Below are 20,285 nucleotides of genomic sequence, written 5' to 3'. Positions count from 1 at the left end.
CAGTTCGTTCCGAATTGATCCACTCGCCGACGAAAGCTCGGCCCGCCGTGTAGTCGGCCGGGCCGAGCTTTCGTCCGAAGTCAGCCGAATGGCGGTGGGGCGGCCGGTTCGTAACGCAGCACCCGGTTGCCGATCATCACCTCGGTGCCGGGGACGAGCACCATCGGCTGATTCGGCGTGAGCCGGACCCAGTCGCGGTAGCCGGGGTGCCGACTGCGAGTTCCGTTGGTGGAACCGCGATCGATGAGTTGAACGTCCCAATTCACCAGGTGCACTTCGGCATGCGCGCGCGACATGCCGCCGGAGGTGTCGTCGATGCGTAGCGGGACGAGTCCGCGCTGAGCCGCGTCGGAGTGCTCCGGGTCACGCCCGATCACCGCGTCGGCGGCCATCAGGTAGGTCATGCCGTCGTCGAGCACGAGCATGCCGAGCGGCGGGCGCACCACCTCCGCGAGCGCCTGGGTCTGGTCGACCGGCATGCCACACACCGTGCAGAACGCCGAGCGGGGATCGCTGGGATGCGCACGCGCGCACTTGAACCCCATCACCTTCACCGCCAGCACCGTCGACTTGGCCGTGGCCTCGAGTCTGCGCTGCAGGTCGGGATCGGGTTCGGGCGCGGGATTGGTTCCGGAGAGCCGGGTTTCGGCATTGTGCGGGTCGACGATCGGGGTGTCGACCGTGCCGGTGACAGCGTCCATCAGCGACGTCGCGGGCTGCATCCCGGTCGCGGGCTGCTCGCTGGGTCGCGGATCCGCTTGCGCCGCACGCGGTTCCCGATCGATGCGCGCGGTAGCCGGTGGCGGCCTGCGTGTTTGCCCCACGGGTTCGGCGGTCCGCACGCGACTGCGCACATCGTTGGACCACATCACCGCCCCGCCCGCCTGCGCGATTCCTTCGACGAGCCAGCCGATTCCGCGTTCCGGCGGCAGATCCGGAATGCGCCCCTTGGCATCGTCGACGAACAGCGCGACCGCCTTCGCCGGCTCCGAGGCCACCCGATCGACGGTGAACGCCGCGTCGCTACCGCGGTAGTACTCCGGGCCTCGATCATCGGCGAGAACAGCGGTCACCGAGCCGTGCAGGAAGATCGCCACGCCCCCGTTGTCGGCGGCGGAGAGCACCCCGAAATCGATGGGCACACCCGGCGAGATCTGCTCGGCGTATTTCATCAGCCATCGGGTCGCCTCACGCGCCACCACCGAACCCGGTCCCGACGGTGCTTGCTCGTGCGCGTCACGCACCAACTCCGCCAGCGATTCCAGCGCGATCGCCGCGGTATCACCGGGTGTGAGTTTGCCCTGCCCGCGATGCGCGACCACGATCACCGCGCCAGCGACCCGCGCGACCGCGTGACTTCCGAGCACCACTTCGACCTGCCGATCCCTCACAGGTATCGGCCTCTACCGGAACTGCGCAGCAGGGGGGTCGCCATGTCATCCAGAGTATGGCAAGCACCCCACATCGGTCCCCCTGGGCGGGTTCGGTCCGGTAACTTCATATCGAGTAGCGATGGCGGAGGTACGCACCTCGCGGCGGACATCGAGGGGCTTGTGATGATCGGTTCGACCAAAATTCGCATCGGGCTCGCTTTGTGTGGCGCCCTGATCACCCTCACCGGCTGCGCGGTCAGCGGCACTCCGGTCGCCGGTGAGCCCGATGTGCGTGGCCTGGAAACCGGCACCTTCGCCACCGACCGGCACACCTACACCGACACCGCGGGCAACCGAGGCGCGATCGTCGAGGGTGCGCGGATGTCGGCGGCCGTGGTCCCCGCACTGCGCATCGACCCCTCGCTGTCGCACGGACGCGGCGGCGTGGTCATCCCCGATATCGAGAGCGCGCTGGATTTCATCGCGAATGTCTCCAAACCTGTTCTGGAGAACCGCAAATTCGTCACCGGCTACGTAGCGCTCGGCGCCGACAGGGCCGATCCCGACGGCAAGACCCGCCCCGGCCCCGACGCGACCGCCCTGACCACAGCCCTGTTGCGTTTCCCCACCGCGACCGCCGCCACCCTCGCCGCGCGCGAGCTCGAGGAGGTCGACCTGGCGGTCTCCCCCGACAACCGCAAACTGACCTCGACCAAATACCCCGACGCCTACCTCCATTGGCGTCCCGGCGTTCCCACCATCGGCGCGTTCCTCGCCCACAAAGAGTTCGTGATCTCGCTGTTCATCCAGCGCCCCCGCGCCGACGCGACCGACCTCACGTCCTGGATCGACAAGAACCTCGCCGCCGAACTCGCCCAGCTCGCCGAGTTCGACCCCACCCCCGCCGAGAAGATCGCCGACCTGCCCGTCGACCCCACCGGGCTACTGGCCCGCGCCGTAGTCGACGACCGTTCCGCCATGCACCCCGGCCAGTACTCCTTCGCCTCCTATGCCCCCGAACACCTCATCAACAAGGCCGCCGACCTCACCGCCCGCCAAAACCTCATGGACGCGACCGGGGTCGAAGCCCACGCGGTCGTCGAGGGCGGCGCCGTCACCCTGGTGCGCGACCAGTCCGCAGGCCAATCCCTCATGCAGGGACTCATCGATTCAGCGGGCCACTACGACCCGATCACCGCCCCCGCCGACGTCCCCACTTCGACCTGCCTGAAGCTCAACGACAACGGCAACAAAGAAGACGATTACGTCTACCGCTGCTACGTCGCCTACAAGCGCTATCTGGCCATGGTCAGCGCCGACGGTGAACCCGAAGTCCGTCAGAAGGTCACCGCCCAGTACGCCCTGCTGGCCAATAGCTTGTGAGTTGGCTCGGCCCCATTCCTCGAAGTCGGTGACGTAGTATTCCGCCGACAAATCGTTTCGGGGAGGAATGAGTTGCGAGCCACGAAAGTCGTCTGTGTCCTGGCGACCGCACTGCTGACCACTGTCGTCGCGGCCTGCGGTGGTCCCGATGACGTCGCCGCCACGGACGCCCCGGTCGACCTCGCCACTCTCGATGTAGGCAGCTACCCGACCCAACCCCGCCAGGTCGGCGTGGTCGCCAATCTCGATCAGGGTCGATTCCTGGAGGCCGAGCGCCTCGGCGACTACGTGCCGACGCCCGCCGACATCGATCCACGGTTCATCCACACCAACCCGTCGATCGCGTCGGTCTTCCTCGACGTCGAGGCCTCGCTCGGCAAGATCATGGCGGTCGACCGGTTCGCCGAGGTCGCCCCTGATTTCATCGGTGGATTCGTGAGCTCGGCTGAGTCCGAGCCCAAGAATATGGGTCTCGACATGGTGAACGCGGTCATGATCTTCCCCGACGCGCAGCGGGCCGCCACCGCCGCCACCGAGCTGGAAAAGCTCGATTTCGGCTACGCCCCGAACAATCAGCGCATCGAGATCCCCGGTTACCCCACGGCGACCGCACACTGGCAGCCCGACCAGCAATCGATCGGATCCTGGTTCGCCACCGGCCATCTGGTGATCTACACCTGGTTCTACGACTACCTGAAGATCTACCTGGAGAAGGTCGACAAGCAGGCCCTGCTCGATCTGACCCGCAAGAGCCTCGACACGATCGTCCCCTCGGTCGCGAAGTTCACCCCCACACCGAGCACCGAACTGATGACCCTGCAGCGCGACCGCGAGGGCATGCTCGGCCGCACCGCCCCCCGCGTCCGCGAGGATTCCTGGATCAACCCACCCGGCGTCTACGCGGGCCGCACCGCCCGCCACTTCCTCTCCGACCCGGTGAGCACCACGAAGATGATCGACGACTTCGGCATCGACCTCTACGCCAACGACGGCGCCGAGGTCTACCGGGCCCGCGATATCGCCGGCGCCCAGGGTGTCCGCGACGAACTCGGCGGCCTCACCCGCAAATTCACCGCCTCCGCCCCACCGAAGAACCTGCCGAGCGCCAAGTGCAAGGAATACATCGGCAGGCAGCAACGGATAGCGATCCGCTTCTATTGCGCGGTGTCCTACGACCGCTACGCCGCCTACGTCTGGTCGAACCAACTCCTGGACGCCCAGCAGCGGATCTCGGCCCAGTACGCCCTGTTGGTGAACGCGAAATGAGAATCCACTACGCCGCACTGGCGGCCACCCTGACTCTCGTGCTGACCGCGTGCGGATCCACCCTGTCCGGTCAGGCGCTGCCCGGCGAGATCGATGTTCGAACCCTCGACGTCGGTTCGTACCCCACCGAGCCGATCAACGCCCACGACGACGATCCCATCCCGCCGTTCTACGAGATGTACGAGGTAGCGGCGATGCGGATCGCCGACTACGTGATCAACTCCCGCGACATCGACGCCCAGATGACCTACGGCAAACGCGCGACCACCGTCTCCGCCGGCGTGATGCCCTCCGCCCTCGGCGACGAGCCCGCGATGTCGGCCATCGCGAAGAAGCACAAGATGCTGTACGGCTTCGAATCCAGTGGCGCCTCCAAGGATTCACGCGTCGAGACCTATGGCGACTGGCCGACGAAGAAGCCCGACAACAGGCTCACCGCCACCACCATGGTGCTCCAGTTCCCCGACGCGGAGCGCGCGGCCGCCGCGGCGAAAGAGTTCTACGACACCGACTTCGGTATGCAGGAGGGTCGCAACCAACCGGTCGCGGTCGCCGGACACTCCGCAGCCCTCTCACATTGGCGGCCGGACTCACCCTTCCTGCGCACCGTCCTCCCCCACGGCCCCTATGTGATCGCCTTCCTGCTGTCGGTGGCCACCCCCGATCAGCAAGCGCTCACCGCCCTCGCCTCCACCGCCTACACCGAGCAGATCGCGGCACTCGCCGAAACCACCCCGCTGACCGACGAACAGGTCATGGACCTGCCATGGGACCCCGACCACCTCCTGATGCGAACCCTCAACCCGGACCAACTGGCCAACCCCGAGGGCAACGGCTACTACCTGGTCACCGGCAAACACGGCATCCTGCACTACTCCGGCGACCAACTCCCCACCGATCGCCACTACATCGACGAGCAACTCACCAAGATGAGCGCCCAGCAGGTGGCCCTGTCCTGGGGCTCGATCGCCATCCGCACCCCCGACGCGCAAACCGCCCGCCGCGCGGTCACCGAGAAGATGTTCCCCTGGCAGGTGGAAGGCGAAGCCGCCAACCCACCCAACCTCCCCGATTCCGCCTGCGTAGACAACAAACGCCCAGGCGCGTCCAAACGCTTCAGCTGCATCCTCGCCTACAACGAGTACGTCGGAATAGTGAGCGGCAACCAGCTTTTGGACGCCCATCAACGTGCGGCCGCGCAATATGCATTATTCGCCAACAGCCGATAATCCCACACCGGCCACCCCCTGTGGAGTCCGATATGCTCCAGCCGGGAGAGCGGCAGCGTGCGGCATTGAGTCAGGAGATCGGAAAAGATGGTGATGAGCCACGGCACCATCGTCGGGGGGTACCGCGTACAGCGAGTGCTAGGCGCCGGCGGCATGGGCACGGTTTACCTGGCCAAACATCCCAGCCTGCCGCGGATGGACGCGCTGAAGGTGCTCAGCGCGGAACTCAGTCGCGACCCCGAGTTCCGCGCCCGTTTCGAACGCGAGGCCAATCTCGCCGCGGGCCTGGACCACAACAACATCGTCTCGGTCTACAACCGCGGTGAAGAACACGGTCAGCTGTGGATCGCCATGCAGTACGTCGACGGCACCGACGCCGCCGCCGAACTCGCCCGCGACCCGCACGCCATGACCCCACTGCGCGCCCTGCGCATCACCACCGAGGTCGGCAAGGGCCTGGACTACGCCCACCGCCGCGGCCTGCTGCACCGCGACGTCAAGCCCGCCAACTTCCTGCTGTCGAGCAGCGACGGCGAAGAAGAACGCATTCTGCTCACCGACTTCGGTGTCGCCAAGTCCACCGACGACGCCACCGAACTCACCCAGACCGGCAGCTTCCTCGCCACCATCGCCTACGCCCCGCCGGAACAACTCAGCGGCGCCAACCTCGACCACCGCGCTGACATCTACAGCCTCGCCTGCGCCTTCTACAAACTCCTGACCGGCCAAAACCCCTACCCCGCAGTCCAACCCGCCATGGTCATGATGGGCCACCTCCACGAGCCCCCACCCCAGGCAACCCGAGTCCGCCCCGGCCTCCCCCACGCCATCGACCACGTCTTCGCCCGCGCGATGGCCAAGAACCCCGCTCAACGCTTCGCCACCTGCCGAGAATTCACCGACGCGGCCTCGAACGCGCTCGTCCCCGGGTTCAACCCGACCGGCCACAACACCTCGCCGACGTACCCGATCCAGGTGCCCGACATGCGGCCCAACACCGATCCGCGCACGTCGTACTCCGCACCAGCGGGGAACTACCAGACCCCGCAGCCCCAGCCTGAACGCCCGAAGACCAGACGATTCGCGCTCATCGGAGCAGCAGCAGCGGTAGTCGTCGCGCTGGCCGCGGGCATCGGGATATGGGCCATCAGCGAGTCGGGCGGAAACCCGGGGACCTCGCCTACCTCCGCCGCCGCGCCATCGGCCGCGCAAACTCCGCTGGAAAAGGCGCGCGCCGAAAACCCCGGCTTCGCGGGTAAGACGATCACCATGGTCGACGTACTCTCCAACCGCAAAATGGCGATATACCTCGGAGCCACTCCACAGACGACGTTCCTGCAGGACCTGGGCTTCGTCTACAACCTCGAGTACACCAAGCGTGCCGACGAGACGTCGCCGCGTCCCTTGGACGACGTATTCGATCGGGTCAAGGCCGACGACAATACCTACATTCTCGCTGTTCGTAGCGACGAAAAGGCTGGTGGTGGCGGACTTTCCGGTCTGCCCGACGACCTCGCCCGGTCCAGGGCAACCGTCATCCCCGTCGATGATCCCGCGACTGTATCCGCCATCCGCAACTGGTCGGAGAACTCCGAGCAGGTACTGCTCCAAAAGTTGGTTCCTGTGTTGCACAACAGGATCAAGTGAACAAGAACTCGACGATCGGGATCGTCTCCCCATCGTTCGGAATGCTATGTTGGCGCGTGCGATGCTGACGGTCGACTAGGGACCACACGTGCGTCGCCGGGGGGATAAAGCTCTGATTGGCATGTCCTCCACCTGCGTATAGACCACTGGAGGGGATCAATGCGGGCACCATCGACATTTGTGGCAGCGAGCCTCGCTCTGATTACATTCGGAATTACCGGATGCGGTTCGGAGGAGGCAGCTAAGATCGAGCAGCCTGCGCCTGTCGAAATTTCGGCACTTGACGTCGGAGGCTATTCGACGACTCCGCGCACGCTCGGTAAACAGAATATCGACCGAGCTCGCCTGACCGAAGGTCAACGCCTCGGCAACTACCTGCCCACGCCTTTCGAAGTCGACAGCCGCTTCAAATTTCAATCCGGGCTGAGCTCGAACTCAGTATACGGATTCATCGAGCGAATCTATACGGTCGGCGACACATTCGCCGAGGACGCACCTGGATTTGTTGGCGGATTCTACAGCTGGGCACAGACACACGAGGACATTCTCGTTGCCGAGATCCTCTCGAATACGGCAATGGTTTTCGACAGCGAGGCCTCGGCGACTGCGGCAGCAGATGCACTGGCGCGTAGCCAACGCGCGAGAAAGGAAGGCCGAGTTAGTGCTTCGATCCCAGGCTATGCCGACGGACACGCGTTCTGGGACCCTGCTCGCCAAGAGCTTTTCACCGTCAAGGCACATAAACAGATCGTCTTGTACTCGATAATCAAAGATAGCGCCAAAATTGAAGTTGGGACGACCGACCTCAATGCAATGAGCACCCTTGCAACGAAGAATTGGGCCACCGTTCAGCCCCGCATCGAGAAATTCGATCCCACACCCGTCGACAAACTGGTGGACACGGAGATCGACCACGATCAACTCCTCAGCTATTCGCTGTCGCGTCAAGGCGAAGAATCCCAAAAGAATCCGCCAGGTATTTACAATAAGCAAGGTGCTCTGCACATTTCAACGAGGCCGGAGAGCGATAAGAAGATCTTCGAATCCGCCGGAGTGGAATGGCTCGGGATCAACGCAACCGAGCTCTACCAAACCAAAGACGCCAAAGGCGCAGAACTTCTCAGCGAAGAGCACAGCGCACTGAACAAGACGCTCCGGTCAGCTGATTCACCGAAGGGGCTACCCGCTGCCCGATGTGACGAACTGAAGGTCAAAGACTCCTTCACCATGAGATTCCACTGCACCGTCGCTTACGACCGCTATGTCATCGAAGCCCGCTCCAACCAACTGATCGATGCCCACCAGCGGATCTCTGCCCAATACGCCATGCTCGCCGCCAAGGCCAAATAGCGAACTAGAAAAGAACTTGGAGACATAGCGATGAAATTCAGAGGGATCAAGAGTGCTGCGATCGCCCTGACCGTCCTTGCTGTCAGCGCGTGCGGACAGACCGTGGCGGGAAATTCGGGCGCCGGTGAAATCGATGTCCGCAAACTCGAAGTTGGAAAATATCCGACCGAGCCACTCGACTCCTACTACAAATTCTCACACTCGGTCCGAAGCGGCAAGAGCCTGGCCATCACCCGGCTCAGCGATCACGTTGTGATCGGCACCGACGTCGATCCAAAACTGCGCTATGGGACAGGCGTTCAGGAAGTACTCAAGCCGGAGGACGTCGCCCAGTCCATGGCGGAGCCGAGCCGTGGAGTCGCCGAGCGGAACAAGATGCAGTTCGGATTCATCTCGGGTAGCAGTGATACCGAGGTCATCGCCTTCCAAAAATCTCCGCTGACCGCAACCTTGCTCACTGTGACCGTCCTACAGTTTCCGAGTGCCGATGCAGCGGATACCGCTGCCCGCGAGTTCGAAGCGGTTGACTTCGAGGTCAATCCGGAGGAAAACAAGCGTGTCGCTATCGGCAAATACCCTGCCGCGCAAGCACATTGGCGGCCGGGGACGCCGACAATCGGGTCGACCGCCGCGCACGGCAACTATACGGTGAGCGTTTTCGTGTCGACGGCAAGCGCCGATCTACCTCTGCTCACCTCACTGGTAGAGAAGACCTACGCAGCACAATTTCCCATGCTGGACACGCTCCCACCGCTGTCGCCTGAAGAGGTCATGCGCACGGACCTCGATCCGGAAGACATGAAGCGTCGAGTACTGAACCCGGACAAACTCGGGGTTCCGTCACTGGGAGGCTTGGCCACCAACACCATCCAGGGCTTCTTGCACTTGCAGACCGACCGAGAAGCGGCCAAGGCGCTGTACGCAGCTGGCAATGTCGAGTTCGTGACAATGGGTCAGGCGTACTCGGGGCAAACCTACAGCTTCAACACCAATGGGATCGCGCAGGGTTTCGCCACCGGATCCAGCCAACTTCTCGACGGCGCCATCATCTACCGGAGCAGGGACGAGGAATCGGCGAAAGCCCTGTGGTCCGGCCTGGCCGCCAAACCGGATCCCTCGCTGACGCCTGTCGGCGTCCCGGACTCGAAGTGCGCCGATGAGCCCAAGCCTGGATCGAACGCCAAGTACTTCCTCTGTGTTGTCCGCTACCGCAACTACATTGGCACGGTGTGGAGCACGCAGCCGCAGGACTCTCAGCAGCGCGCAGCGGCCCAGTACGCCGTGCTCGCCAATAGTCAGTAGCGCACATGTTTGGAGTGATCGCGTCATCCGTGCCGTTTCGGTATGGTGAGGCGAGCCAGCCCGCTAGCCGTCAAACGGTCAGCACAGTGGGAGGAGGGGGGCAAGGCTGGCTACTGGGATCGGTCCGTGTCGGCTTGTACGACCGGGAACCGGCCGCTGACCAGGTCAAACGCCGCGCCGGAGTAGTGCGCGCGACCGGAGTCTGCACTGAAACCAAACTTTCTGGCTATTGGATGGAACCGATCGAGGTCGGGCAGCGTCCAAGTATATGAACTGGGAAAACGATCCCAGACCGCAGCAGCCAGGATCGAACCCGAAAGGAAGCCAACATGGCAGGACAGCTCGACGCGAGTAACGAGAAAATCGGCGAGTTCGCGAAGGACATCAAGCAGAGGCACCTCGATCTGATGACCGCGATCCGCACTCTCAAGGCCAAGGAAGACCAGACCACCGCCACATGGAGCGGTGGGGCGCGCACCGCGTTCGACTCCTTCATGGAGCGCTACTACTTCCAGGCCGACAAGCTCAACGACAAGCTGCTCGAAACCTCCGAGAAGCTGGTCAAGGCCGGGTCCCAGTACGAGGAGCAGGACACCGACTTCGCCCAGCAGGTGAAGGCCCAGGTCTCCAGCCTCGACCTGCCCGCTCTCTGACCCACTCTCAACACACAAACTCTTAGACAAGGAGCTCAGATGGCTGCCAACGACCCCACTCGGATTTCCGCGAATTTCGGCGAAGTCGAGGCCGGCGCCCAGGCGATCGTTTCCGAAGCGCGCAACGTCATGTCCATGCTGGAGGACTTCCACAAGTCGGTCACCGATTTCGTGACCAACAACTGGAAGGGTGACGCCAACGACTCGTTCACCGAGCTGCAGACTCAGTGGAACACCCATGTCCAGCAGCTGAACACGACCCTGGAAGGCGCCGGTACGCTTGTCGCCCAGGGTAACTCGGATCTGCAGGGCACCGACACCGCTCTCGCGGGTCTGTTCTGAACCCAGCACAACGCAAGTCAGGCCCCGGCTCAGCCGGGGCCTGACTTGTCTCACGAGCAGGACCGCCGAACCGCATCGGGTGATCCGGCCGGCGGAGCGCCACGAACGATGACTACTGAGCGGTGATCCGCACACCGCTCAGAATCGCGTCCAGGTCTGCCCGATAGCGGGAGACGTTGGCGACGGGGGTCTGGGTGGCTATTTGGATGGGGTAGAACTTGTCGCCCAGCGGATAGGCGAATTCCAGGTAGTCGTGGTGGGAGACGACGTTGGTTCCGGTGGTGAGGTGGGCGGTGTTGCCGCAGATCTGCACTTCTTCGGAACGTGTTCGATGCCAGTCGGATTCGTTGGGACGCAGGATTCGGAGGGTGCTGCTCGCAGCGTCGGCGGTGCTCGCTGGACTGAAGATGGCGACGGTGACCGTGGCCATGCCGAAGGGTGGGTCGGCGCCTTCGATGGTCTCGAATCGGTGGAGGACTAGACCGCCACCTTCGACCGGCTGGGTGGACCAGCCCGGGGGCTGCGGGGCGTGGATGGTGAGTCCGGCCGAGTGGGTGGTGGCGAAGGGAACTTCAGCCGGGCACGAGGGCGCGCTCGAAGTCGTCAGGTCTGCGGAGGTACAGGCCAGGGTGCACGATGCCGACAGTGCGATGAGGAGGGTGCGGATCATGGTCCGACGTGGACAGCTCCGACAACCTGCTCACAGGCGGACATCACACCGGCCCAACCATTTTCGGCGTACTGGCAGCCGACACTGACCTGGACGCCGCGTTCGACCAGCACCTGCCAGCGGACGGTTGATCCGTCGGCGGGGCGTTCTTCGTAGGAGAGGCCGGGGCGGCCCGCGAAGACTACGTCTCGGCGGACAGGACTGACTGTGCCTGCAGGCTTCTTGGCGATTTGGGCGGCGAGGTCGGCGGCGACCTCGTCGTAGCCTGCCCCGGCAGCAATCGGTTTCTGGGTAATGGTGATGCGGTGACGGGCGGCGTCGTCGGGGACGAGGTCGGCACGGGCATCGGTAGCGGTCGTGCGATGCCAGCCCGCGGGGACTTCTACGACGACTCGACCGACCGTTTCGGTGGAAGGCTTCGGCTTCGGCTTCGACGACGTGGGCTGAGGCGCGGAACTGATGGTTGTCGGCACGGTGGTGGTCACGACGGCGGCGGTCGCTTCCTGATCACCGGAGCCGAACAAGAAGAAGCCGCCGAGTGCCGCTGCGGCAACGACAGCGACCAGGGCCGCGGCGCCGATGTAAAGGGGACGACGGTCGACCGGATTGGTGGCCGCGGCGCGTTCGCGCAGGGGTTGCATCCACTCGGCCGCCGGGGGGATATTCGGCGTGTAGGCCGGGGTCTTCTGGGGCGGGCGGGCGAGGTCGGTTCCCGTCAGTGGACTTACGGGTATGCCTGCACCGCACACACTTTCGACGACCTGGGTGACCGCGTCCAATACCGCGGGATCGGTCGTGCCGAATACCTGTACGACGTCGGCCGGGCGGTCGATGAGCAGGCGGCCGAGAAGCGCGGCGAGCTGGCCGAAGCCCTCCTCACCGGCGAGTTCGGAGGCCGCGAGGTTGGGTTCGACCTCGACCGCCTCGACATGGGTGCCGTACGTGTCGTAGATGACCGAAGAGGCCGAGGTCGACAGCATGCCGAACTCGATGATCGCGGTGCGGCGGCTACGGCTGGCGGTGACATCGACGGCCGATGCCCGCAGCGCACAGGTCTCGAAGACGACCTCATGGGTGAATTGCTGCGCCGCGGTACCGAACAGGTCGAGCTCGGGCTGTCCCCACGAGGTGGGGTGCACGACCACGATCCGCTCACACAAAGGCGTGACGCGCAGGGTGTCCATGATCGCACCCAGCACCGCGGACAGGGACTGGCCCACCGTCGGCATCCGAGGCGGCAACGCGATCACGCCGCCGGCCAGGTACTGCACCACCGACACCGCCTGGGTGGGCGGGGTCAGCGGCTCACCGACGACGAGATCGGAACCGTTGCTGCCCAACACCACCGACGGCGCGACATCCCAATGGGTGGTGGCGCCACGCGCCCACACCTTGGCTTCGCTGACAACGAGCTCGACGACGGTCATTCCGCTTGCGGCATCCACGCGGTCTGGACCAAGCCCTCGGAATTACGCGTGACGAAGGTGCCACGCCCGGCGGGCTTGGGGCCGGGACGGGTGGTACCGACCATGACGCCTTCGTCTTTGCTGCAGCTCATCACCAGTGCGGCCGAACCGAGGTCCTTCATCCGCGCCAGCGTCGCCTCGTACATGGCGCGGCTGGCGCCGCCGGAGCGGCGAGCGATGATCAAGTGGAAACCGAGGTCTCGGGCGTGGGGCAGATGCTCCACGAGTGCCGAGACCGGGTTGCCCGACGAGGTGGCGACCAGGTCGTAGTCGTCGACGAGCACATACAGCTCGGGACCGGACCACCAGGAACGCTCACGCAACTGCTGCGGCGTCACCTCGGGACCGGGGGTCCGCTTGGCGACATAGGCCGCGAGGTCTGCCATGTTCTGGGTGAATTGCGGTGCGGTGGAACCGTATCCGGCCTGGTAACCCTCGGGGATGATGCCCAGCATCGAGCGGCGGTAGTCGCCGACGATGAACCGTGCCTCGTTCGGGGTGTTCGACGCGGCGATGCCCTCGATGATCGAGCGCAACAGCGTGGTCTTACCCGACTCGGAGTCACCGATGATGATGAAGTGCGGGCTCTCCGCGAAATCGATGTAGACCGGAGCGAGCTCGGCCTCGTTGATACCGATCGGGATACGCAGGCACTTGGTCGCCGGATCGACCCGCGAGGGCCAGTTGCCCGCCAGGTACAGCAGCTGTTCGCGAGGCAGACTGTCGGGCAGCATGCGGACCTGCGGCGCGGGACGGCCCGGTGTCATCCGAGCGATCGTCTCGACAGCGCTGGACACAGCCTGACCCAGGTTCGACGGATCGGCGGAACCGTCGATCCGCGGCAATGCCGTGAGCATGTGTAGGCACTCGGCGGTCATGCCTCGGCCCGGCCGACCCTGCGGAACCAACGACGCGAACTTGCGACCGAGGTCGGAATCCATCGGGTCGCCGAGGCGGAGCTCGATACGGGTGCCGATCTGGTCCTTGAGCGCGGGACGGGCTTCCGCCCAGCGCGCGAGTGCGATCACCACGTGCACGCCATACGAAAGACCCTGCACCGCAAGGTTCATGATGACCTGCTCGAGGGCGTCGAAATCCTGGCGGATCGAACCGTAGCCGTCGATCACCAGGAACACATCGCCGAACGGATCCTCGTGCGCGCCCGCGGCCGCGGGGCTCGACGCCGGATCCATCGAACGCAGTCGCCGGAACTCGACCATCGACTCGATGCCGAGCTGCCGGAACTTCGCCTCACGGGTGCGCACGATCGTGGTCATCTCGGCGACGGTGCGCCGGACCTGATCCTCGTCGAGGCGGCTGGCCACCGAACCGACGTGCGGCAGGCCGAGCAGGCTGGTCATCGTGCCGCCACCGAAGTCGAGGCAGTAGAACTGCACCTGTTCGGCAGTGTGCGTCAATGCCATCGCCATGATCATCGAGCGCAGGGCGGTCGACTTGCCCGACTGCGGACCACCCACGATCGCGACGTTGCCTCGTGAACCCGACAGGTCGACGACGAACGGGTCGCGGCGCTGGTCGTAGGGGCGGTCGACGATGCCCATGGGTGCACGCAGGGTAGCGATCGCGGCGTACTCGCCGGTGAGGATCGAACGCGGCACGAGCTGGTCCATGGTCGGCGCCTCATCGAGGGGCGGCAGCCAGATCTCGTGGGCGGGCCTGCCGTGGCCCGCGATCCGCGAGACGAGCATGTTCAGGTTCGACATCTGCTCGTTCTCGTCGCCGAGAGGCTCCGGCTCGAACTCGGCCTCCACCGGCAGCGGAACCCGGTCGGCGGCACGGAAGCCGACGTGGGTCGCGGCGAAAGGCCGTGCGTGGACGTCGATCTCGCCGCCGACGATGCCGGCGCTGGTGACCTCACGCGCCGAACCACCGCCGACATACGGACCCGACACATACGAGGCCTGGAAGCGCTGGATCTCGCCCGAGTCGGACTTCAGGTAACCGCCGCCGGGGGTGCTCGGCAGGTTGTAGGCGTCGGGGACGCCGAGGACCTGGCGGGACTCGTTGGCGGAGAAGGTCTTCAGGCCGATGCGGTAGGACAGGTGCGATTCCAGGCCCTTGAGCTTGCCCTCCTCCAGGCGCTGCGAGGCGAGCAGGAGGTGGACCTGCAGCGAGCGGCCGAGGCGGCCGATCATCACGAACAGTTCCGCGAAGTCGGGGTGCTGGGTGAGCAGTTCGGAGAATTCGTCGAGCACGACGAACAGCGCGGGCAGCGGGTCCAGGTCGGCGCCCGCGGCGCGGGCCTTCTCGTATTCGGAGACGTTGGCGAAGTTGCCCGCCTGCCGCAGGACTTCCTGGCGGCGGTTCATCTCGCCGGCCAGCGCGTCTTTCATACGGTCGACGAGGTCGGCTTCGTCTTCGAGGTTGGTGATGACCGCGGCGACGTGCGGAACGCCGTCGAGGCCGAGGAACGTGGCGCCACCCTTGAAGTCGACGAGGACCAGGTTGAGCTGGTCGGGCGAGTGGGTGGCGAGCAGGCTGAGCACCAGGGTGCGCAGGAATTCCGACTTACCCGAACCGGTCGCGCCGATGCACAGGCCGTGCGGGCCCATGCCGTTCTCGGCGGCTTCCTTGATGTCGAGTTCCACCGGGGCGCCGTCGGCGCCGATGCCGAACGGCACGCGCAGACGCTCGCGGCCGTAGCGGGGACGCCATGCGCTGGCCGGATTGAAGTTGCCGATATCGCCCAGGCTCATCAGCTGTGACCAGGTGGAGATCGTCTCGGTCTCGTCGGTCTCGACATCGCTGCTGCGCTGGGTGGCCGCGCGATAGGGCGCGAGTCTACGGGCGAGCTGCTGGGCCTGTTCTGCGCTGACGCGGTCGATGGTGGCGAAGCGTTCCTGGTTGCCGGTGGCGCCGCGACCGAGGCACTCGCCGTCTTCGACGACCATCTTGATGCCGCGCGAAACAGCAAGGCGCGGTGCGTAATTGCACAGGTCGATGATGGTGACGCCCTCGAACCCGGACTCGCGCAGCTGGTCGTCCTCAGCTTCGAGCAGACCGCCGTCGACGACGATCACCACGTGCACCATGTTCGGGTTGTTCGGCTGGTTACGCGAGTAGCGCACCCGGTTGCCGAGCAGCGGATGCAGGCCGGCCATCGCCTCGCGGATGGAGCCGTAGAACATGCGCTGGGTGCCGATGCCGTCCTGCACTTCGGGGTGCTGGGTGTGTGGCAACCACTTGGTCCACTCCCACTCGCGGGCGGTGTCCGGGCCACAGACCACGGCGACGAGCACCTGGTCGGGCGCCTGGAACATGCACAGCTGCAACAACATCGCGCGTGTCATGTCGCGCGCCTGGGCGCGGTCGCCGTCGAGGGCGACGGTGCCGAAGCCCTTCACCGCGATCGCGGTGGGCAGGTCGGGAACCGTGGAATGCGCGCGTACGAAGCGGCGCAACGACACCGCGGCGATGGGCTCTAGCTCTTCGACGGGGCCTGTTTCCGGAGCCACAAGCCTGGTCGCCAGGCGCTGGCCGCCGAGGCCGATGCGCGCGTGGCAGAAGTCCTTGTCACCGGAGCGGCGCTCCCACATCCGGCTGGTGCCCGCGAGCATCCAGATCAAGCCGGGTTCGGGGTGGCTCCACTCGACGGCCGCGCGTTGCTGTTTGGCGGTCTCGTCGACATCTTTACGAACTTGATCGAGGTAGCGCAGGTAGTCCTTGCGATCCTCGTTGGCCTCCGCGGCCTTCGCCCCCTTGCCGCCACCCTGTCCGAACATGGTGACCATCGACATGATCATCATCATCGGGAACATCATCGACATCGGGTTGGACAGCATGCCGCTGCCCTGGGTGAACATCAGCGCCATCATGCCGACCATGCCGACCACCATCACGACGGGCATCAGCTTCATCAGCAGGCTGCCCGGGGTGATCCGCGGGATCTCGGGCGGCGGCTGCAATGTGACCTCGCCACCCGGTGTACGCGGCATCTCGCGCCGGGCACGGCGCTGGAACCTGACGGTGCTCATGGTCGAAGACTCCCCCTGCTTGACTACTCGCTCATCTGTCGTCGCGAACGGGCTCAGTGTAGAGGTCGCGGCCGACATGTCGTATGGTTCGTCAGGCATTCTGCTGTCCGAACGGTGGGTTCCGCAAACTGTCGACCGTTAAGAGCGGTCGAGCGGAAACACGAGGTAGAGACGGAACTGGGGGAGTTTTGACGCACGCGCGACTCGATCATGTGGAAGAGGACTCCGCACGCGGCATCGTTCGCGCGCCGGACCTTGCCCGAGTAACCATCCTGGCCAAGCACACGCAGGTAGACATGGCTATTCCGGTCGATGTGCCGGTCGCTCTCGTCATTCCCAGCGTGGTCGACATGGTCGCGCAGCACAGTCGCTCGAATGATTTCGACAACGACGGCGAACGCTACGAGCCCGCCGAATGGGTGCTCGCGCGCATCGGCCATCCACCGTTCTCGAATTCGCTGAGCCTCGGCGAACAAGGCGTGCGCGACGGCGAATTGCTCATGTTGGAAAGCGCTTCGCACGCGGCGCCGACGCCCCTGTTCGACGACATCATGTACAACGTCGCGGTCGCCGACGCCGAGCACTACCGCAGCTGGACGCCGAAGACGGCCCGCATCACCGGTTCGGTCCTCGCCGCGCTCACCATGCTGGTGGGCTGCTTCGGTCTGCTGGCCGCGCCGGATGCGTTGCCGTTCTGGGTTTCCGGGTCGCTGGCGCTGTTCGTCGCGATCCTCTGCGTGGTAGCGGGCACGGTGCTGAGCCGTATGTACCGCGACACCTCGGCCGCGCTCGTCCTCGGCGGCTGCGCGCTGCCGACCGCGTTGACCGCCGGATTGCTGCTGGTCCCCGATCATTACGGCGCGGCGCATCTGCTGCTCGGGTTCGCGCTGCTCGGCTCTGTCGCGGTGCTCGCCTGGCGGGTCACCGGCATCGGGCTGGCGCTGTTCATCGGGACGGCGACCGTCTCGGTGTTCGGCGTGCCCGCGGCCCTGGTGGGGTTGCTCACCGATCAGCCGGTCAAGGCGATCGGCGCGGTCGTCGCCGCGCTCGGATTGGCGGGACTGTCACTCTCCCCGCGTGTTTCGATGCTGCTGGCCAAGCTGCCGTTGCCGCCGGTCCCCTCCCCCGGCACCCCGATCGACCCCACCGAGGACGACCCGGACGACCACCGCGCCCTGCCGACTCTCGACGCCCTGCGCGCGCGGTCGGAGCGGGCCCGTAACTACCTCGCCGGCCTGGTGAGCGCGACCACGCTGGTCACCGTTGTCGGCGCGCTGCTGGCGATCGACGCAGGCGCCGAAGATCCCTACTGGCCCGGTATCTCGCTGGCGCTGGTGTGCGCGGTGGTGCTGATGTTCCGCAGCCGCACCTACGCGGGCGCCGAGCAGGCCATCGTGTTGATCGCGGGCGGCTCGGCGATCGTGCTGATCATGCTGATCGGCGTCGCGCTCGAAATGCGCCAGCCCCTGGTCGTTTTCGGCGCCGCGCTGGTGATCCTGATCTCGGCGCTGGTGATGGGTTTGATCGTGCCGAACCAGTCCGCGACACCGCCGATGCGCCGGGCCGTCGAGCTGCTCGAGTACGCGTTCGTCGCCGCGGTGCTGCCGCTGGTGTTCTGGGTCGCTGATCTCTACTCGCTGGTTCGCGGGCTGTGAGGCTCGGCTATCGACTGACGGCCGTTGCACTTGTCGTAGGGCTGAATGCCGGATTCGGTCTGTACGGCACAGCTCACGCAGACCGGCCGCCGGCCATCGACCCCGGCATGCTGCCCGCGGGCGATCCCGCCGCGCCGCCGGACAAGACCGAGCGCGGCAGCGGCACCAACGGACTGTGCTTCCGCACCCAGGCGAGTACTTCGCTGGCGGTGATTCCTCCCAGCCAGCGCTCCCTCGATCTGGAGCGGGCGTGGGAATTCTCGCGTGGCGCAGGACAACTCGTCGCGGTGATCGACACCGGTGTGGAGCCACACCCCCGCCTGCCCGACCTGTGGGCAGGCGGCGACTACGTGGCCGCAGGCGGCAACGGCACCGAGGACTGCGACGTGCACGGCACCGTCGTCGCCGGAATCATCGGCGCGACCAAGATCGACAACCAGGGCTTCTCCGGTGTCGCGCCCGAGGCCCGCATCCTCAGCATTCGCCAGACCAGCTCGCTCTACCAGTCCGAGGGCGCCGGGCGGAACAAGGGACCCGACGACTTCCCCGAGGGCTACGGCAAGGTCTCCTCACTCGCGAGCGCGATCCGGCGGGCGGCAGACTTCGGCGCCCGAGTAATTAATATCTCACTGGTCTCGTGCCTGCCGAGTTCCCCGGCGAACGAGCCGGCGTTCCGCGCCCTCGGTGCGGCGGTACAATATGCGGCGGTCGAGAAAGATGCGGTGATCATCAGCGCGGCGGGTAACACCGATAACAATTGTAAGTCAGGCAATCCCGGCACCGACCCACTCAAGCCGGCGCAGGATCTCTGGAGCACGATCCGGACCTACGTAAACCCCGCCTGGTACGACGATTACGTGCTGTCGGTCGGCGCCATCGGCGCCAACGGCGCACCATCTTCGTTCTCCGTGCCCGGTCCGTGGGTCGGCATCGCCGCACCCGGCGAAGGCATCACCTCGCTCGACGCCAGGACCACCGGTATCTCCGACGGCAAGTACGACAACCAAGGCAAGTACATGGCTTACAGCGGAACGAGTTTCGCCTCGCCCTATGTCGCCGGTGTAGCCGCCCTGGTACGCGACAGGTTTCCTGATCTGACCGCCAGGCAGGTCATCCAGCGGCTACAGGCCACGGCCCACGCACCCGCCGAGGGCTGGAATCCATACATCGGTTACGGCGCAGTCGATCCCGTCGCGGCGCTGACCAACGAGGTGCCGAGAGAGCTTCCGCCGAAGCAGGCAAGCCCGGCGCGCAGCCTGCAGCTGCCGGTGCCCGCACCGCCGCCGCCCGCAGACAATACCGCGCGCAATGTGGCTTTGATCGGTTCCGGCGCCATCGGCCTGATTCTGGTCCTCGGTGTGCTTGCCTCGTTCCCGATCCGCCGTAGATTCGGGATGTCGGTCGACGATCTCTGATCATCTCGACCGAAACGCAAGGTATGGCGTTGGGTCAAATATCCGACGACCCTGGCAACCGCTGAATTCGTTACGGTGGGAGCCCCGCCCCAACACGAATTGACTCGGAGCTGATCGGTTGTATGGAACCGATCAGCTCCGAGTCAGTTTGGCAGACCTACCAAGTATTCATACGCCATGTCCCATTGCCCGTGTACTCACAGTTATAGATCGGATCAGTGGAGGCTTTGCGAGCTGGTTTCGCGACCTGACATGCTTCTTCGGACGGATACAGCACACCAGTGGGGTCGGCGACCGCAATCCCCGAGTTGGCAACGCTAATCCCCCCAGCCGCGACGGCTACTGCCACAAGCGCCACTCGAGCACGCATCTTGAAGTTCATTCTCTCCCCTAACTTCCGGCTACACCCATGCCAGCTCTAAGCGGACTGTTCGCCATCGCTGGCATGCGACTCTCGTTGGCTTACATACTGATTGGACGCAGACCGAACGACTCCGGTTCCAGGTCGACCCAAACTAATAATATGAACCAGATCACAT

Annotated in this window: 14 protein-coding genes; 10 read left to right on the top strand and 4 right to left on the bottom strand. The window is 65.1% G+C overall.

Features of this window, described 5'->3' with window-relative positions; translation table 11 throughout:
- Positions 1-80 precede the first annotated feature (80 nt).
- Positions 81-1,391, bottom strand: a complete 1,311-nt coding sequence (locus QX204_RS02655; RefSeq protein ID WP_301905016.1) for an FHA domain-containing protein — start codon at positions 1,389-1,391, stop codon at positions 81-83.
- 165 nt (positions 1,392-1,556) lie between these two features.
- Here QX204_RS02655 and QX204_RS02650 point away from each other — a divergent pair, with 165 nt between their 5' ends.
- From QX204_RS02650 to QX204_RS02615, 8 genes are all read left to right on the top strand, one after another.
- Positions 1,557-2,756: a DUF7373 family lipoprotein gene (locus tag QX204_RS02650; RefSeq protein WP_301905015.1), complete on the top strand. Its 1,200-nt coding sequence runs from the start codon at positions 1,557-1,559 to the stop codon at positions 2,754-2,756.
- A 72-nt stretch (positions 2,757-2,828) separates the two neighbouring features.
- Positions 2,829-4,022, top strand: a complete 1,194-nt coding sequence (locus QX204_RS02645) for a DUF7373 family lipoprotein (RefSeq protein ID WP_301905014.1) — start codon at positions 2,829-2,831, stop codon at positions 4,020-4,022.
- The gene (locus QX204_RS02640; RefSeq protein ID WP_301905013.1) at positions 4,019-5,251 is read left to right on the top strand and encodes a DUF7373 family lipoprotein; all 1,233 of its coding nucleotides are present in this window, start codon (positions 4,019-4,021) and stop codon (positions 5,249-5,251) included. Before QX204_RS02645 ends, QX204_RS02640 begins: the two co-directional genes overlap by 4 nt.
- Positions 5,252-5,404: 153 nt before the next feature.
- Positions 5,405-6,898 (top strand): serine/threonine-protein kinase, encoded by a 1,494-nt coding sequence (locus tag QX204_RS02635; RefSeq protein WP_367620153.1) that lies wholly within the window; start codon positions 5,405-5,407, stop codon positions 6,896-6,898.
- 180 nt (positions 6,899-7,078) lie between these two features.
- Complete coding sequence (locus tag QX204_RS02630) at positions 7,079-8,248, top strand: DUF7373 family lipoprotein (RefSeq protein ID WP_301905011.1); 1,170 nt, start codon at positions 7,079-7,081, stop codon at positions 8,246-8,248.
- A 30-nt stretch (positions 8,249-8,278) separates the two neighbouring features.
- A complete protein-coding gene (locus QX204_RS02625; RefSeq protein ID WP_301905010.1) occupies positions 8,279-9,550 on the top strand; it encodes a DUF7373 family lipoprotein in 1,272 nt (423 codons plus the stop codon).
- 329 nt (positions 9,551-9,879) lie between these two features.
- The gene (locus tag QX204_RS02620) at positions 9,880-10,203 is read left to right on the top strand and encodes a WXG100 family type VII secretion target (RefSeq protein ID WP_056818263.1); all 324 of its coding nucleotides are present in this window, start codon (positions 9,880-9,882) and stop codon (positions 10,201-10,203) included.
- A gap of 39 nt (positions 10,204-10,242) precedes the next feature.
- Entirely contained in the window at positions 10,243-10,545 is a 303-nt protein-coding gene (locus QX204_RS02615; RefSeq protein ID WP_301905009.1) for a WXG100 family type VII secretion target, read from the top strand.
- 112 nt (positions 10,546-10,657) lie between these two features.
- Here QX204_RS02615 and QX204_RS02610 read toward each other — a convergent pair whose 3' ends face one another.
- Genes QX204_RS02610 through eccCa form a run of 3 tightly spaced genes read right to left on the bottom strand, consistent with a single transcriptional unit; the run spans position 10,658 to position 16,676 of the window.
- The gene (locus QX204_RS02610) at positions 10,658-11,215 is read right to left on the bottom strand and encodes a hypothetical protein (RefSeq protein WP_301905008.1); all 558 of its coding nucleotides are present in this window, start codon (positions 11,213-11,215) and stop codon (positions 10,658-10,660) included.
- On the bottom strand, positions 11,212-12,642 hold the full coding sequence (locus QX204_RS02605; protein ID WP_301905007.1) for a type VII secretion-associated protein: 1,431 nt from the start codon (positions 12,640-12,642) through the stop codon (positions 11,212-11,214). Before QX204_RS02605 ends, QX204_RS02610 begins: the two co-directional genes overlap by 4 nt.
- Complete coding sequence (eccCa, locus tag QX204_RS02600) at positions 12,639-16,676, bottom strand: type VII secretion protein EccCa (protein WP_301905006.1); 4,038 nt, start codon at positions 16,674-16,676, stop codon at positions 12,639-12,641. The genes QX204_RS02605 and eccCa overlap by 4 nt, the downstream gene beginning before the upstream one ends.
- A gap of 188 nt (positions 16,677-16,864) precedes the next feature.
- Here eccCa and eccD point away from each other — a divergent pair, with 188 nt between their 5' ends.
- Entirely contained in the window at positions 16,865-18,331 is a 1,467-nt protein-coding gene (gene eccD / locus QX204_RS02595) for a type VII secretion integral membrane protein EccD (protein ID WP_357211644.1), read from the top strand.
- A 107-nt stretch (positions 18,332-18,438) separates the two neighbouring features.
- Positions 18,439-19,746 (top strand): type VII secretion-associated serine protease mycosin, encoded by a 1,308-nt coding sequence (gene mycP / locus QX204_RS02590; protein WP_301905004.1) that lies wholly within the window; start codon positions 18,439-18,441, stop codon positions 19,744-19,746.
- Positions 19,747-20,285 lie beyond the last annotated feature (539 nt).

Origin of the sequence: Nocardia sp. PE-7 (assembly GCF_030486425.1) — a bacterium.
GTDB classification, from domain to species: domain Bacteria; phylum Actinomycetota; class Actinomycetes; order Mycobacteriales; family Mycobacteriaceae; genus Nocardia; species Nocardia salmonicida_A.
Note: the sequence above shows the minus strand (reverse complement) of the source record. Positions and strands in the feature narration are given on the sequence as shown.